This is a genomic window from Macrococcus equipercicus (genome assembly GCF_004359525.2).
Classification (GTDB): domain Bacteria; phylum Bacillota; class Bacilli; order Staphylococcales; family Staphylococcaceae; genus Macrococcus; species Macrococcus equipercicus.
The window spans coordinates 97,586-113,662 of sequence record NZ_SCWC02000002.1 but is presented as its reverse complement, the minus strand read 5'-3'; the positions used below and the strand labels follow the sequence as shown (position 1 = coordinate 113,662).

Sequence of the window (16,077 nt, the reverse complement as noted above, 5' to 3'; positions counted from 1 at the left end):
AAAAATCCCGTCCTAAAACAATAGGACGGGAATAATCTCGTGGTACCACCTAAATTCAGCCGCAGCTGCACTCATTAAGATTAACGCTCTTCCACGCTTCCACCTACTGAATGTTCAATGAAAGACACTTGCGGGCTACCTTCAATCAAAGTCACTGCACAGTTTCACCAGACCTGCACTCTCTAGAAGTTTCTGTTGACCTACTCTTCCCGATAATCATATGAATTTGATTTAATAGTAGCTGATTTACAGCCTCTTGTCAATCTGACTTTTCTTCAGTATGTACTGGACGAGCGGTGTGACAATGAGCAATATGAAGAATATCCTGAAAATATGATAGCTTGAAATCATAGCGACATTGGCACCGGTTTCAATACCGACCACGATAATCTGTGCCATGCCGCCCGGGGCCGCACTGAGAAACAGGTCGTTGAACGGATGAGCGGTCAGCCAGGTGAACACAATGACCATGACGAGCGTCGCACCGATCAGCAGCAAGTTGTGAATGCATATACCGACAAACAGCCGCCTGGACAGCTGGTTCGATAGACTGTACATTTGAAGGCCGATTCTAATACCGAACAGCACTTGCGCTAAAGCAACCAGCATATATGGAATCGAGAAGGTCTGTTCCGTCATCATATTCCATATAATCAGCACCAGTATCGGCGCCAGCAGCTGCGGGACCGGAAAATGGATTTTGGTCATGAGCCGGTAGACAGCAGCAGTACTGAGCACGAGCAGGATGAACGACAGCGGACTCAGCTGCATAAAGAGAGATGGTGCTTTATGAGCGGCATGTGATACGCCGCCGCTCTGCCATGAACTGACCAGCGGCACAATCATGATGACAAACAGCAGCCGTGACGTCTGGGATAAAGTCACTACAAGCAGATTCGCCTGTTTATTTTCCTCGGCCATCACAATCATCTGACTCAGTGCACCAGGAATCGAACTGAGCAGTGCCGTTTCAAACGTGCAGTCCACAATTTTTTTAAACAAAAGGGACAGCAGGACGGCCGCAGCAAGCAGCAGCATATTCAGGATGACGATATTGACAGCATCATCTTTAATATCCAGCACGACTTGACGGGTGAAAGCAGCCCCGATCTGAGCGCCTAAAATAAACAGACCGAGGTCACCGAGTACTTTCGGCCAGACAATCGTTCGCCGGGAGAATTTGCTGCACAGCACCGCCGCAATGATCGGGCCGAACAGCCACGGCAGTATCATACCGACTTTCATCAGCAGAAAACCGACCGAAAGAGCGAGAATTACTAATAACAGTTGAAACATTGCCGTCACTTCCTCTACTTAATATTGTAACAAATTTGTTTAGAAAGTTGTGAGCAGGCTATTTATTAATTAAGAAGCTAAAGGAGGCAGACAGATGTTTAGATATGCAGGGGGATCCACAGGGTGCTTGTTCTCGATCATCATTTCAATCGTTTTATCCATCTTACTGACATTACTGCTCAATATAATTTTTTAAGAATTTTTTAAGAATTAAAGAAAGCACCGCTGAGGAATAATATCTTCAGCGGTGCTTTCTTTCAATATATCAACCATCAAAATAAAAAACCGTGAACTAATCCACGGTTTCAATTATTAAGACGCAAGGTCAAAGTTAACGATTGAAGCTAAGTCGAATTTCACTACAGAAGCTGATTCAGTTGTTGCTTTTTCTGTAGTCGCTTTTTCTGTAGTTGACTCTTCTGTTTTATTATCGTCTTTTTTGTCATCTTTGTCATTGTTACACATGCTCATTAGCAATGGAATCGCAAGAAGAAGGATTAATAATGGAATCAACCAAGGCCATGGACTTTTCTTCTTCGGTTCTTCACGATGAACGTGTGTATCACGTGTTTCTCTTACACGGTCCCCGTCCCGATTTGTAGTACCATCCGCTTGATGTGTTACATGACGATCTTTTTCTGAATCATAGATAACGTCTTTGTCGTTAACGTTTTTGTTGTTAGCCATAGTAGAAAACCTCCGTTAAGATTATTTTTGTAAATTTTATTTACATCAATATTATTGCCTTTAATCAGGAATATAAACATCATTCATAAAAAAAAATGAAAATCACATGAGAATAATGTGATTTTCATTATATAAACCCTTTATTTAACGACGTTCAGCGCTTTATCAAATGCCGCTAAAGTTTTCTCGATATCTGCTGATGTATGCTTCGTTGACAGGAACATGCCTTCGAACTGGGACGGCGGCAGGAACACACCATTTGCAGCCATCTCGCGGTACATCTTCGCAAACAGCTTGAGGTCAGACTTGCTCGCCGTCTCAAAATTCGTCACTTTCTGTTCATTCAGGAAGTAGCCGATCATGCTGCCGGCACGATTAATCGTGATCGGCACACCATGTTTAGCGAACACTTCTGTTAAGCCCGCTTCCAGCTGGTCACCCAGCTGATTGAAATACGTATAGCTGTCTTCTGTCAGCTGACTGAGCGTATAATAGCCGCCGGTCATCGCCAGTGGATTACCGCTCAGTGTGCCTGCCTGGTAAATATCTCCTGCCGGTGCGATACGTTCCATAATGTCACGTCTGCCCCCGAACGCGCCTACCGGCAGTCCGCCGCCGATAACTTTGCCGAGACAAGTCAGGTCGGGTGTCACATTGAAGTAACCTTGCGCACAGTTGTAGCCGACGCGGAAGCCTGTCATGACTTCATCAAAGATCAGCAGCGCACCATATTCATTTGTGATGTCCCGCAGTCCTTGCAGAAAACCTTCCACCGGTGGGACAACGCCCATATTACCGGCTACGGGTTCAACGATAACACAGGCAATATCATCACCATATTTCTCAAATGCTGTCTTCACTGCATCAAGGTCATTATAGTGAACCGTGATTGTGTTTTCAGCCGTTCCTTTCGGTACACCAGGGGAATCCGGCAGTCCAAGCGTCGCTACACCAGAGCCCGCTTTAATGAGCAGACTGTCACTGTGACCGTGGTAGCAGCCGATGAACTTCAGAATTTTGTTCCGGCCAGTATAGCCGCGCGCGAGACGCAGGGCAGCAAGTGTCGCCTCAGTACCGCTTGAAACCATACGGACCATCTCAATGGACGGGACGCGTTCAATGACAAGTTCCGCCATTTTCGTCTCGAGCTCAGTCGGCGCGCCGAAGCTTGTGCCGTTCAAGACAGTCTTGTTCAGTTGTTCAGTGACTGTCGGATCAGCATGCCCTAAAATAAGCGGGCCCCAGCTCAGGACATAGTCGATATACTCATTGCCGTCGATATCATATATTTTTGAGCCTTTACCATGGTCCATGAAAATCGGGTCCATATCTACGCTCTTGAACGCCCGGACCGGACTGTTGACGCCGCCCGGCATGACTTTCTGTGCTGCTTCGAATGCCTGCTGTGAACGATTCATTAGTATCCTCCTTTATTGATGTAGCTGCAAATATCTTTAGCAAAGTAAGTGATGATCATGTCTGCACCAGCGCGCTTCATGGAAATCATCTGTTCCATCACGATGCGTTCCTCGTCAATCCAGCCGTTTTGTGCAGCGGCTTTCGTCATCGCGTATTCACCGCTGACATTGTAGGCGACGACCGGCAGATTGCTGTTGTTGCGCACATCACGGATAATATCAAGATAGCTGAGTGCCGGCTTCACGATCATCATGTCAGCACCTTCTGCGATATCACTGTCAAGTTCGCGCATCGCTTCCAGACGGTTCGCCGGATCCATCTGGTAGGATTTCCGGTCTCCTGTCTGCGGCGTGCTTTCAGCGGCGTCACGGAACGGACCGTAGAATGCTGAAGCATATTTGATGCCGTAGCTCATAATAGGGATATTGTAGAAGCCTGCTTCATCAAGACCCTGTCTAATATGCGCGACAAAGCCATCCATCATGTTGCTCGGTGCAATGATATCAGCACCTGCTTTTGCCTGTGAGACGGCCGTCTGCACAAGAATCGGCAGCGTCTCGTCATTGATGACATCACCGTGATCATCCAGTACACCGCAGTGACCATGGTCCGTATACTCACAAAGACATGTATCCGCAAGAACAAGCATATCAGGATACAGCTGTTTGCAAAGACGTGTTGCCTTCTGGATAATGCCATCATCGATGAATGCACCAGTGCCGCATGCATCCTTCTCGTTCGGAATACCAAAGAACATCACAGCGCGAATGCCGAGATCATAAGACACTTTCAGTTCTTCATGAAGAAGGTTCAGACTGAGCTGGAAAATTCCCGGCATCGATTGAATCTCGTTTCTCACATCATCTTTCTCAATAACAAAGATAGGATAGATCAAATCCTTTTTGGAAATGGTAGTTTCTCTTACCATGTCTCTCATTACGGCTGAAGAGCGAAGTCTTCTATGTCTGTCAAATTGCATTACTGTCCCTCATTTCAAGTATTTTATCGATAATTGCCTCTTTCGTTGACTGCAAGGCGGTGATATGCGGCTGATGAACGTTCTGCAGCGCCCGGCTCGTCACCGGCCCAATCGCTACGACCAGCTGATGAATCTTACTGTACGCCGTAAAATAGGCGCGGACGGCTGACGGACTCATAAATACGACCACATCTATACTACCACTCAAGAGCAGTGTGTTCATCTTCTTTGCATTATTTTCATTGGTGACAGGTTCATAGAGGGCGATTGTTGTCACGGCTGCCCGCCTGCTCAGAAAATCCGCGAGCTTCGGCCGCGCCTTTGCACTGCACGGCAGTAGAATCGAGCAGTCGTCAAAGCGGTCCGCCGCATGCGCGATAAATGACTCCTGATTGAATTCAGGCGGCTCATAGTCGATTGCGACACCATGCGTGATAAGTGCCTCTGAAGTCCTGCTGCCGATTGAAGCCACTTTGCTGAATGTGATGTCCGGATACTGCTCAAAGAAGAGCCGGACTGCATTTCTGCTCGTAAAAAGAAGCCAGTCATATTGATTACGAGCATACGCGTGAACAACAGGCAGCTGTCGTATTCCTATTAAAGGAAGATGGACAATGTCTACTTTATCGCTCTTAGTGGCGTGGCTGTCAGTCATCAATATAACTGGCTTCATATTACCGGCTTCCTTCTTCATTCAACGCTGCAATGATGTTGTGTGCCCCGTTAACCTGCATCTCTTCTGCTGCCTGACGGCCGACTGCAGCCGGATCAGTTCCGGTGACATCAGAAACATATTTCTCTTTCCCGTCCGGAGACATAATAAGACCTTTGAAATGTATCTGGTCTCCGTCTATGACTGCATGACCTGCAATCGGCACTTGACAGCTGCCATCCATCAGTTTCAGGAACTGGCGTTCAGCCTGTGTACAGCGCTCCACTTCTTCATTATGGACCGCTCGTAACAGCTCCAGCACTTCTATATCGTCTGCACGGCATTCAATACCGAGTGCGCCCTGACCGATAGCCGGCAGCATTGTTTCATGGTCCAGATATTCAGTGACGGTGTCATCGCTCCAGCCCATCCGTTTCAGACCGGCCGCTGCTAGAATAATCGCATCATAATGTTCATGTTCCAGTTTATTCAGCCGCGTGTCAATATTGCCGCGGATCCATTCAATCTGAAGTTCAGGATATAAGCTCAGCAGCTGAGCACCCCGGCGCAGCGAACTTGTACCGATGACACTCCCTGCCTTCAAATCTGCTAACTTCACATGACCTTTAGAGATGAAGGCATCGCGTGGATCCTCTCTATCTGGAATACAGCCGAGCGTCAGTCCATCGGGCAGTTCACTTGGCACGTCTTTCAGCGAATGGATGGCCATGTCAATCTCTTTGTCAAACAGCGCCTGTTCAATCTCTTTGACGAACAAGCCTTTGCCGCCGACTTTTGACAGCTGCACATTAACGATTTTATCGCCTTTTGTGACAATCTCCTTGATTTCAATGTCCACTTCAGGGAAACGGTCTTTAATTTTCTGGATAAACTGGTTACTCTGTGTCAGAGCAAGCTGACTTCTTCTTGTTCCTACTATAATCTTTCTCATGTGAAGCCTCCTAGTTGATTAACTGATGAAATTCAGAATATCTGGATAAGAGCAGGTAATTAATCATACAGATCAAGAACAGAATAATATTAATCTCCATCAAAATATTCACTTTCAAACGTTTCTGATTAAATACAAATATGAATGCACCGTATATGAACAGCACAATCATGGAACCGATTACTTTGCTGTCCGCCCAGATGGAGCCGCCGATCAGGATCAGCCCCCACTGTACGCCGAGAATGAGAGAAATCAGAAGAAGCACAAAACCCGCTATACTGAATATGCTGACAAATTTCCCGATGGACGCAAGGTCATTGATCCTGAAAAACTTCTGATTGAATTTCTTCTTCTTTAAGTTATTCATCTGTATTAAATACAGCAGCGCGTGCAGCGCCGCGATAAGAAACATGACATACGCTGTGATGGCGAGCGTCACGTGAATCATCAGCAGTTCGTTCATCATATGCGAGACAGCGGTATCCGAGTTATACTGCAGCGGCTGAAACGTATGGATCGCCATAAACGTAAAGCCGATCAAGTTCATCATAAACGTGATCAGTTCCGACCGCGTGCTCACCGACAGAATGATGGAGATCAAAATGATCAGCCAGGTGAAGAAATAAAACCCTTCGCTGATCGTCTGCACCGGAAACCTTCCGGTATTAACGATGAACTGGCCCACAAGCAGTGTCTGCATCATAAATACGCCCACTAACATCATAAAACCGGTTTTCTTTACTCTATTGTTTTTCTCAACGAAATCGAAGAAATAACAGGCAACACTCAACATGTAGATGAAGAGTATTGCCTCGTGCAACCGAATCATAACTATATCAGACATTCACTCACCCATTTCTTGGTTCAAGCTGCCCCCGAAATGATTTAATATTATAGTTTTCCCGTTCGTTAATGATTTCTACTTCAGTTGTAATATTAAAAATCTCCTGGAAGAACTGCAGCTCTTCACTGCGGTTGTTATGGCCGCTCAGTTCTTTCGCCTGCTGAATCGGATCTTTTAACATCTGGTTGATGACGCTCTTCATATGCTTCGAGATCACTTTACGGTCACGGTCAGAAAGGTCGGGCATTTTGCGCTCGATGCTTTCCATCGTTGTTTCCTGAATACGGAGTGCTTTCTCGCGCAGTGCCGTAATGACCGGAACTACACCGAGCATATTCACCCATTCTGTAAACTGCAGTACTGATGTATCAATCATCAAGCGGATTTTCTCAGCTGCTTTCTCACGCTCAGCAAGATTGGCATCAACAAGACCTTTCAAGTCATCCACATCATAATTGAAGACGAGATCCAGCCTGCCGACCATCGGATCAATGTCACGCGGAACGGCGATATCAATCAGCACAATCGGATGAGACGGACGCATGCGCATCAGGCCGCTCATCATCTCCTCAGTAATGATATAATCACGGGCGCTTGTTGATGAAATGACGATGTCACTGTTCATCAATGCGCACTGCAGTTCACTGATCATCATATGTCTGCCGCCGAACTTATGAGCAAGTGACACTGCTTTCTCCGGTGTGCGGTTGATGACTGTGATATGTTCAGCACCACTGCCTGATAAGTTCTCAAGCGCGAGCTCCGCCATCTCTCCTGCACCGATGATCAAAATCCGTTTGTCATTCAATGTACCAAGCACTTTCTTCGACAGTTCCACCGCAGCATATGACACCGACACTGCTTTAGAAGAGATGTCCGTTTCAGAATGCGCACGTTTCGCCAAAGTGATGGCTTCCTTGAACAATTTGTTGAAAATCGTGCCGGTCGTCCCTTCACTTTGGGCCATTAGAAAGCTGTCGCGGATCTGTCCTAAAATCTGCGTCTCACCGAGGACGATTGAATCAAGCCCTGCTGTCACATTATAGAGATGAGCGACTGCTTCGTCGTCTACTTTGACCGTAGTGACTGACTTCACGACTTCCAATGCCACATCAAACCATTCTGCTAAAAATGACTGAATGTAGTAGCGTCCTGTATGCAGCTGGTCGACGACCGCATAAATCTCCGTCCGGTTACATGTCGATACAATAATTCCTTCAAACACTGATTTCTGGTTGATCAGTGTTTGATGTGCCTCTTCTATATTCAACTCTGAAAATGTCAGTTTTTCTCTTAAACTTACATCTGCTGTACGATGATTAACGCTCACTACAACAATATGCATTCATGTCGCCCCCATTTATAGCCATTAGTCCTATTATAACATAATTCCATTGTTTGATAAGGGCTCATGCTCTATAAATATTTTTCGATGGCCTGCCAGATCAATGTGTTTTTATCTTTTGATAATGACGAATAACTGATCAAAGTGTCACCAGAATCCATCTCAAGTGTCTGACGGACTACTTTCAGATGCTTCTGCACTTTGCCCTTTGGGATTTTGTCTTCTTTCGTTGCGATGATAATGACGGGAATGTCGTAATGCTTCAGAAAATCATACATCAGGACGTCATCCTGCGTCGGTTCGTGACGGATATCAACGAGCTGAATGACAACCGCAAGATTCTCACGTGTCGTCAAATAAGTCTCGATCATTTTACCCCAGCGTTCCCGCTCTGATTTTGATACTTTTGCATAACCGTAGCCCGGCACATCGACAAAGACGAGCTGCTCATCAATGTTAAAGAAGTTAAGCGTCTGTGTTTTACCCGGTTTCGATGAGATTCTCGCCATGCTTTTGCGGTTGATCATCGTATTGATGAAGGACGACTTCCCGACATTTGACCGGCCGGCAAGCGCGATTTCCTGCAGTCCCGTGTCCGGATACTGCTCCGGCTTGACCGCACTGATAATGATTTCTACGTTGTTCGGATTGATATTCATAGTTTTCTCCTGTTTTTCTTCTTATTATACATGGTCAAATCATCAAAAAGAAACCTCATAGAGTAAACGACCCCATGAGGTTAAGTGTTATGCTGATTTTTCTGACTCGATCAAGTTTGAAGCTTCATCATACATCTCCGGAGAAGTCGATTCACGGATCGTCTCTTCTGTGATGATGACTTTAGCGACGTTCTCTTCAGATGGGATATCAAACATAATATCCATCAGACTTTCTTCAATAATTGAACGCAGGCCACGTGCCCCTGTTTTACGTTCGATTGCCAGTTCACTAATCGCTGTCAGCGCTTCATCTGTGAATTCAAGTTCAACGCCGTCCAGTTCAAGCATCTTCTTGAACTGTTTGACAAGCGCGTTTTTCGGCTGCGTCAAAATGCTCTTCAGCGCATCAACGTCGAGCTGTTCCAGGTTCGCAACAACCGGAATGCGGCCGATGAACTCAGGAATCAGACCATATGCCTGCAGGTCCTCAGGTTTGATCTGTGATAACAGCGCCGCTTCATCGATGTCTTTGTCTTTCTGACCTGTGAAGCCGATGACTTTTTCACCGAGACGGCGTTTGATGACTTCATCAATACCGTCAAACGCACCGCCGAGAATAAACAGAATATTGGTTGTATCAATCTGAATGAATTCCTGGTTCGGATGCTTACGGCCGCCTTGAGGTGGGACAGAAGCTACAGTCCCTTCAAGAATTTTCAGCAGTGCCTGCTGCACCCCTTCACCTGACACATCACGCGTAATTGAAGTGTTCTCAGATTTACGGGCAATCTTATCGATTTCATCGACATAAATGATGCCTTTTTCAGCGCGCTCAATATCAAAATCAGCGGCTTGAATTAAACGCAGCAAGATGTTCTCTACGTCTTCGCCGACATAGCCCGCTTCAGTCAGGCTTGTCGCGTCTGCGATAGCGAACGGCACGTTCAGTGAACGGGCAAGTGTCTGTGCAAGAAGCGTCTTACCACTGCCGGTAGGACCGATCAGTGCGATGTTACTTTTTTGCAGTTCGACTTCTTCTTCATCTGTTTTAGCAGGCTGAACAATACGTTTGTAGTGATTGTAAACCGCTACCGCAAGTGCTTTTTTCGCCTTTGTCTGGCCGATGACATACTCATCCAGCAGCGCCAGCATTTCTTTAGGTTTCGGTATTTCTGTCAGTTCCTCTGTACCCGTTGTCTTCAGTTCTTCCTCGACAATCTCAGCACATAGTTCAATACATTCATTGCATATATAAACGCCGCTGCCGGCTACTAATTTCTTAACCTGGTCCTGATCCTTACCACAGAAGGAACATTTCAAGTTTTCTTCATCTTCATCAAATTTAAACATGTCTACACCCCTGTCTTTAGACGAATATACTAAAAAGATACATGATATGCAACTAATTAAACCGGAAAGAGTCTGACTTGCAGCTTCTGCAGTTGAACAGTCAGAAAGTCAAACAATGCCCGTATTCAATTATTTCGCTGGCTTACTATCATAACGTATTCTCAGTCTGCATGCAATATGAATGCTTATGGACGGTCATGACGAGAAAGCCGATATATCTCTACATAAAAAGACGGCCGTATATCCAGTGAATAGATATATGGCCCCTTTTCATCAATTATATTTTCTTATTACTTAGTTTTAGCTTCGCTGACTAATACATCGATTGCTTTTTGGATGCGCAGGTCATCTTTCAGCACAGCTGTGTTGCCAAGCGCTGAACGGATATCATCTACTGATAAACCGAACTGTTCGCTCATTTTAGTTAATTCAGCTTCTACATCTTCATCAGAGATTTCAATGTTTTCTGCGTTAGCGATAGCAGCAAGTGTTAAGTTTGTTTTAACACGTTTCTCTGCATCTTCCTGCATGCTTTCTTTTAACTGCTCTTCTGATTGACCAGAGAACTGGTAGTACAACTCAAGGTTTAACCCTTGCTGTGCGATGCGTTGTTCGAATTCCTGCATCATGCGGCCGAGCTCAGTGTCAACCATAGCCTGTGGAATATCAACTTGTGCATTCTCAGTCACTTGAGCGATCAATGATTCTTTTGTCGCGTTTTCAGCGGCGAATTTCTTCTGCTCAGCTAAGTCAGCGCGGAATTTTGTTTTGTAAGCATCCACTGACTCAGCAGACTCATCAAGCTCTTTCGCTAACTCGTCATCAAGTTCAGGTACTTCTTTAGTTTTCACTTCGTTGATTTTCACTTTGAACACTGCATCTTTACCTGCTAATTCTTCAGCGTGGTACTCTTCAGGGAATGTAACGGTAACGTCTTTCTCTTCGCCTGTTTTAGCACCTACTAACTGTTCTTCGAAGCCTGGGATGAACTGGCCGGAACCGATTTCAAGGTCATAGCCTTCTGCTTTTCCGCCTTCGAACTGCTCATCGTTCACATAACCATCGAAGTCCAGGTTAACAACATCGCCGTTTTCAACAGCACCGTCTTCTTTAACAACAAGTTCAGCTTTACGTGCAAGTTCTGCATTGATAGCTGCTTCGAATTCTTCGTCTGACACTTCAGTGTCTGCTGCTTCTACTTCAAGTCCTTTGTAGTCGCCTAAAGTCACTTCCGGCTCAACAGTCACTTTCGCTGTGAAGATCAGCTCTTTACCTTTTTCCATCTGTTCGATGTCGATCTCAGGACGGTCAACCGGGTTGATCCCTGCTTCATCCACTGCATCTGCATAAGCATCCGGCAAGATGAAATCAAGCGCATCCTGATATAAAGATTCAACGCCGAAACGTTGTTCGAATAACGGACGCGGCATTTTCCCTTTACGGAAACCTGGTACGTTGACTTGTTTAACGACTTTTTTGAATGCTTTGTCCAAGCCTGAATTTACTTCTTCTGCAGGAACAGTAACTGTTAAAACGCCTACGTTACCTTCTTGCTTTTCCCATTTTGCTGTCATGTGTAATAACCTCCAGTTAATTTTCAACTCTTTTATTATAGCATAATTCACAAGACGTTCAACAATATGAATCATTTTAACTGCCGGCAGTCTCCGTCCGTTCAATGGCCCGGATAATGGCGGTATGGTCTGCTGTCTCTTGAAGCGTCTCCTCTTCAAGTGCAAACAGCCGCGTCAAGTATATAACATAAGCTTCTGCTATCGTTTCGATGTCATAAAGCATATCCGTACTGTCTTTGAAGTCAAGCGGGTAGCGCATCATCTGCTGGTCGTTCAGCCATTCGCTGACCGCAGGCGACTGTGCCGGCGCATGCATATCAAACCAGTCGATGACGTGCGGCCATACAGCAGCAAGCCTGGATTCCTGCACATGAGGCAGATCGGCCAGATTAATAGTCACATGCTGCTCCAGCTTGTTGAACTGAATCTTCCCTTCAGCACCGGCCAGCAGTAGATATTCAATCATCAGTGTCTGCACTTTGGGATGAAGGGACTGACCAAGTAAATGACGGACCGTTGAGCAGTAATTGAACTGCTCACCTTCAATAAGTTCCACCATATAGTGCAGCTGCCGGCTGACCGGCCACTGGAGAAACTGCTGCAGCTGACCGGTTGAACGTTTATCACGTTCATTACGCCTGTGCTGTGCGGCATCGTAAAGCGGCAGCAGCTGCATCATCAGCCCATGGTCCAGGTCTTCTGAGCGCAGTGATTCAATGAGCTCAATCACAGTCTGGTACTGCTCGAGTGCGAACAGACTTTCAAGGAAATAACGGATGATCACGTCATAGGAAGGATGACCTTGATTGAGTAGTATACTTGCTTCTTCCCTGAGCTCAATAAATGAACCGATGTGCTGTAAAATCTCGAGCTTGATGAGCTGCTGCTTATGACTGAGCTCGATATGACGCTCCATCTCATGGATGATATCATAAGCCCGTTCGTAATCTTGTGCTGCCATCGCCTCTTCCAGCTGCCGGTTCAGCCCGTCACCTATTTTCGGGAAGATGATGATCTCGCTCATTTAGAAACCTGCTGTATATAGTGCATCGATGATCAGCCGGCTCCATGTCTCGTAGCTGCCCGCCGCCAGAAGGTCTGACTTGTTTCTCCACTGGATGGCAAGCGTATCCGTCTCAACAACGTTCACCTGTGCTGCCTCCACTTTGATCTTGAAAACAAGTCCGATATGTACGCGTCCGACTTCATTGTCATCATCGTTGATGAACCCCATAAGTTCAAGGTCGTTGTCAGGGATGGCTGACAGGCCGACTTCCTCTGCCAGTTCACGTCTTGCGTTTTCCATCAGGATCATCTCAATATCATCGCCGTCCAGATGGTTCATATGGCCGCCGATACCGAGTGAGCTCAGACCGTGCAGCCTTCCTTCACCGCCGCCGGATAAACGCTCATAGACAAGCAGCTCGTCGTGTTCATTTTCAAGGATACAGTAAGAGATCAACTGCTTGAACGCAGGGTCCTCTTCCATATCACCGCGACGTTTCACTTCATATTTAGACAATGTCTCGAACATTTCAAGGGCGCGCTGATCTTCTATAGTAATAAAGCCGTTAAATGCATTCTTTTCATGACTGAACAATGATTCTCTGTCGACCACGATGATCTGTTCATCAAATTTATTCATCGGTTTACCCCTCATCTATCGATTGTTAGTTAAATTTTATATGATTTATCATGACTGTACAAATAAAAAAGGAAATGTGAAGAATCACATTTCCTTTTGTTTTAGCGTCCTGGGAGGGATTCGAACCCCCGACCGACGGCTTAGAAGGCCGTTGCTCTATCCAGCTGAGCTACCAGGACTCATTCAAGACAAGATTAATTATAATCAAGTTTGAACTTTAAAGTCAACAACAATTAGCGGGAAAACAATAGATCGCTAAAAGTTTTATAGTGTTATTACACTAAAATACTAGAACTTCTTTATCCATGATTTCATGCCGCTCATTCAGGAAGGTGATGACTTTCTCCGTCTCATCAAAAGTGATGACCGCATAGCTTTCCGGGTCAGCGCTGCGCGACTGGCTGATACTGCCCGGATTGATGCAGACGACGCCGTCGACTGTCTCGACATGCCGTACATGCGTATGACCATAGAAAGCAATGCTGCACTGATGTTCAGCGGCACGGGCGGCTAACTGCTTCAGTCCGCGGTTCACAGATAACTTATGGCCGTGCGTCATATAGGCGTTGATATCATGATACTGGATGAGCTGCTCGTCTTTAAAGTCAGCGCCGTAGTCACAGTTTCCGGCGACTTTCGTATAATGCTTCAGCTCAGGGGCATGATAGTCAAACTCAGAATCACCGAGGTGGACCCATAAGTCCGCGTCATCATGAATCGTCTGAATATCCCGTAGCACTTCTTCACCATGATTGTCACTTACAATTACCCATTTCATCTTGCCATCTCCTTACTAGAAATCTTGTTTCAACTGTTCGATCGCTTGGCGGCGGTGGCTGATTTCCGCTTTCTCCTCGTTGGTCAGCTCAGCCATTGTTTTACGGTACGCCGGCAGGTAAAAGACCGGATCGTAGCCGAAGCCGTGCGTACCTTGCCGCTCTAAAGCGATTTCACCTGCGACTTCACCGCGGTATGTCCTGGTCGCTCTGCCCGGCTCACTGACGGCAATGGCACAGACGAACTGCGCCGAACGGTCGGTGATTCCTGCCATATTACCGAGCAGAAGGTCGATGTTCGCTTCATCATTTTTAGCGGGTCCTGCATAGCGTGCGGAATAAATACCCGGCTCACCGTTCAGTGCATCCACTGCTAATCCTGAATCATCAGCAATCACGATTTTGCCGAGCAGACTGCAGCCAGCCTCAGACTTCAGCCGGGCATTTTCTTCAAAGGTCGTCCCTGTTTCTTCGACGTCGAAGTCCGGTACGAGTGTCTGGATACCGATGACATTATCTTCAGGGAAGATATATTTGAAGTCGTTGATCTTTCCTTGGTTTCCTGTTGCGATGACGATATCTCTCATGCTAATTCCTCCTCTAAATTGATCGCTTCCACTATAAGTGAGTCATCTTCCAGCCATTCCCGGGCAATACGCATGAACTTCTCCGGGTCGCCGTTGACAAAAAACCGGTGCGCTTTGACCCGCGTATTATGCGCATGCTCCTGACTGAACGTCAATAGTGCACTGACTTCTCTTGCAGTCTCAAGACCTGACGAAATAATGGTTTTCTCACCGCCGAAATACTGTTCGATGTAATCTTTCAGCAGCGGGTAATGCGTGCAGCCTAGTATGACGGTGTCACTCTTATCTTGACGCCACTGCTTGAGCGTCTGATGGATGACGATGTTGGTCACAATGGGGTCTTTATAGCGCACCTGCTCTACAAGCGGCACAAATCCCGGGCAGCTGACCCCTTTCACTTCAATCGCCGGATTGATGGACATCACTTTTTTGCGGTATGCTTCAGATTTAATCGTTCCTTCTGTCCCGAGGACGAGCACTTTGTTGTTGTGCGTCGTCATGATGGCTGTCCGGGCGCCGGGTTCAATGACGCCGATCACAGGAATCGGCAGCATTTCCTGCAGTGCCGTCAGAGCAACCGCAGTCGCTGTATTACAGGCAATCACAAGCATCTTGATGTTTTTTGTCATCAGAAATAATGCAAGCTCCGTCGTGAACCGCTTCACTTCCTCGCCATGCCGCGGCCCGTAAGGACAGCGCGCTACGTCACCGAGATAATAGATCGCTTCATTGGGCAGCTGCCGCATGATTTCCTTCGCCACCGTCAGGCCGCCGACACCTGAATCAATAACGCCGATCGGTCTATTCATCGTGCTGCTCTCCAATCGCCTCATAGAGCGTCGCCACCGACTGCTGCAGTGCTTCTTTGTCATCCTGTGACATCCCGCTCATCAAGCCGTTCAAATAGTTCTGACGATGCGTGATCACTTCTTTGATGATCGCACGGCCTTTATCTTCAAGCAGCAGGTTCACTTTCCGTTTGTCGTTCAGATCTTTCTCCCGGCGCACACAGTTTTTGAGGATCAGCTGATCAACCATCTCAGAAGTTGTCGAGACCGCAAGCCCCATATTTGAAGCGAGCTGGCCGACGGTGACCGGACCTTCCCCGACCCACTGTATCGCGATGAACTGCTGATTTGAGAGCTGATAGGACTGCAGGATGCTGCGGCCCTGGATTTTGATGCGGTCGGCAATTCTTCTTAACTGATATTCAATTGAAATAACCATTTCCTTATTGTCCATAATGACTCCCTCTTCTACATATAGCACTATCATATCAAAAAAAGCAGCAGGCGGAAATCTCCGCCTGCCG

The 16,077-nt window shown here is 46.5% G+C and carries 17 protein-coding genes, 1 tRNA gene and 1 other annotated feature; all 18 genes read right to left on the bottom strand.

Features of this window, described 5'->3' with window-relative positions; genetic code table 11:
* Positions 1-18 precede the first annotated feature (18 nt).
* Positions 19-226 (bottom strand) — a binding site (T-box leader).
* A 20-nt stretch (positions 227-246) separates the two neighbouring features.
* Positions 247-1,296, bottom strand: a complete 1,050-nt coding sequence (locus ERX35_RS03100) for an AbrB family transcriptional regulator (protein ID WP_149458459.1) — start codon at positions 1,294-1,296, stop codon at positions 247-249.
* A gap of 312 nt (positions 1,297-1,608) precedes the next feature.
* A complete protein-coding gene (locus ERX35_RS03095; RefSeq protein ID WP_149458458.1) occupies positions 1,609-1,983 on the bottom strand; it encodes a hypothetical protein in 375 nt (124 codons plus the stop codon).
* 140 nt (positions 1,984-2,123) lie between these two features.
* Entirely contained in the window at positions 2,124-3,401 is a 1,278-nt protein-coding gene (gene hemL, locus ERX35_RS03090) for a glutamate-1-semialdehyde 2,1-aminomutase (protein ID WP_425463247.1), read from the bottom strand.
* Entirely contained in the window at positions 3,401-4,381 is a 981-nt protein-coding gene (hemB, locus tag ERX35_RS03085) for a porphobilinogen synthase (protein ID WP_149458456.1), read from the bottom strand. Before hemB ends, hemL begins: the two co-directional genes overlap by 1 nt.
* Positions 4,371-5,054 carry a uroporphyrinogen-III synthase gene (locus ERX35_RS03080; protein WP_170234517.1) on the bottom strand — a complete coding sequence of 228 codons (684 nt, stop codon included), beginning with the start codon at positions 5,052-5,054 and terminating at the stop codon, positions 4,371-4,373. Before ERX35_RS03080 ends, hemB begins: the two co-directional genes overlap by 11 nt.
* A gap of 1 nt (position 5,055) precedes the next feature.
* Complete coding sequence (gene hemC / locus ERX35_RS03075) at positions 5,056-5,985, bottom strand: hydroxymethylbilane synthase (RefSeq protein WP_149458454.1); 930 nt, start codon at positions 5,983-5,985, stop codon at positions 5,056-5,058.
* A gap of 10 nt (positions 5,986-5,995) precedes the next feature.
* Complete coding sequence (gene ccsA, locus ERX35_RS03070; protein ID WP_246143106.1) at positions 5,996-6,814, bottom strand: cytochrome c biogenesis protein CcsA; 819 nt, start codon at positions 6,812-6,814, stop codon at positions 5,996-5,998.
* Between the two features lie 19 nt (positions 6,815-6,833).
* Positions 6,834-8,174 carry a glutamyl-tRNA reductase gene (gene hemA, locus ERX35_RS03065; RefSeq protein WP_149458452.1) on the bottom strand — a complete coding sequence of 447 codons (1,341 nt, stop codon included), beginning with the start codon at positions 8,172-8,174 and terminating at the stop codon, positions 6,834-6,836.
* Between the two features lie 71 nt (positions 8,175-8,245).
* The gene (gene yihA / locus ERX35_RS03060) at positions 8,246-8,833 is read right to left on the bottom strand and encodes a ribosome biogenesis GTP-binding protein YihA/YsxC (protein WP_149458451.1); all 588 of its coding nucleotides are present in this window, start codon (positions 8,831-8,833) and stop codon (positions 8,246-8,248) included.
* 87 nt (positions 8,834-8,920) lie between these two features.
* Positions 8,921-10,183 carry an ATP-dependent Clp protease ATP-binding subunit ClpX gene (gene clpX / locus ERX35_RS03055; protein ID WP_149458450.1) on the bottom strand — a complete coding sequence of 421 codons (1,263 nt, stop codon included), beginning with the start codon at positions 10,181-10,183 and terminating at the stop codon, positions 8,921-8,923.
* Between the two features lie 290 nt (positions 10,184-10,473).
* On the bottom strand, positions 10,474-11,757 hold the full coding sequence (gene tig, locus ERX35_RS03050; protein WP_149458449.1) for a trigger factor: 1,284 nt from the start codon (positions 11,755-11,757) through the stop codon (positions 10,474-10,476).
* Between the two features lie 76 nt (positions 11,758-11,833).
* Positions 11,834-12,781 carry a hypothetical protein gene (locus ERX35_RS03045; RefSeq protein ID WP_149458448.1) on the bottom strand — a complete coding sequence of 316 codons (948 nt, stop codon included), beginning with the start codon at positions 12,779-12,781 and terminating at the stop codon, positions 11,834-11,836.
* Entirely contained in the window at positions 12,782-13,402 is a 621-nt protein-coding gene (locus ERX35_RS03040; RefSeq protein ID WP_149458447.1) for an NUDIX domain-containing protein, read from the bottom strand.
* A gap of 105 nt (positions 13,403-13,507) precedes the next feature.
* Positions 13,508-13,581 (bottom strand) — tRNA-Arg (locus ERX35_RS03035).
* A 101-nt stretch (positions 13,582-13,682) separates the two neighbouring features.
* Positions 13,683-14,180, bottom strand: a complete 498-nt coding sequence (locus ERX35_RS03030) for a metallophosphoesterase family protein (protein ID WP_149458446.1) — start codon at positions 14,178-14,180, stop codon at positions 13,683-13,685.
* Between the two features lie 15 nt (positions 14,181-14,195).
* On the bottom strand, positions 14,196-14,765 hold the full coding sequence (locus tag ERX35_RS03025) for an XTP/dITP diphosphatase (protein ID WP_149458445.1): 570 nt from the start codon (positions 14,763-14,765) through the stop codon (positions 14,196-14,198).
* The gene (gene racE / locus ERX35_RS03020; RefSeq protein ID WP_149458444.1) at positions 14,762-15,574 is read right to left on the bottom strand and encodes a glutamate racemase; all 813 of its coding nucleotides are present in this window, start codon (positions 15,572-15,574) and stop codon (positions 14,762-14,764) included. The genes ERX35_RS03025 and racE overlap by 4 nt, the downstream gene beginning before the upstream one ends.
* The gene (locus ERX35_RS03015) at positions 15,567-16,040 is read right to left on the bottom strand and encodes a MarR family winged helix-turn-helix transcriptional regulator (RefSeq protein WP_149458443.1); all 474 of its coding nucleotides are present in this window, start codon (positions 16,038-16,040) and stop codon (positions 15,567-15,569) included. The genes racE and ERX35_RS03015 overlap by 8 nt, the downstream gene beginning before the upstream one ends.
* Positions 16,041-16,077: the final 37 nt, after the last annotated feature.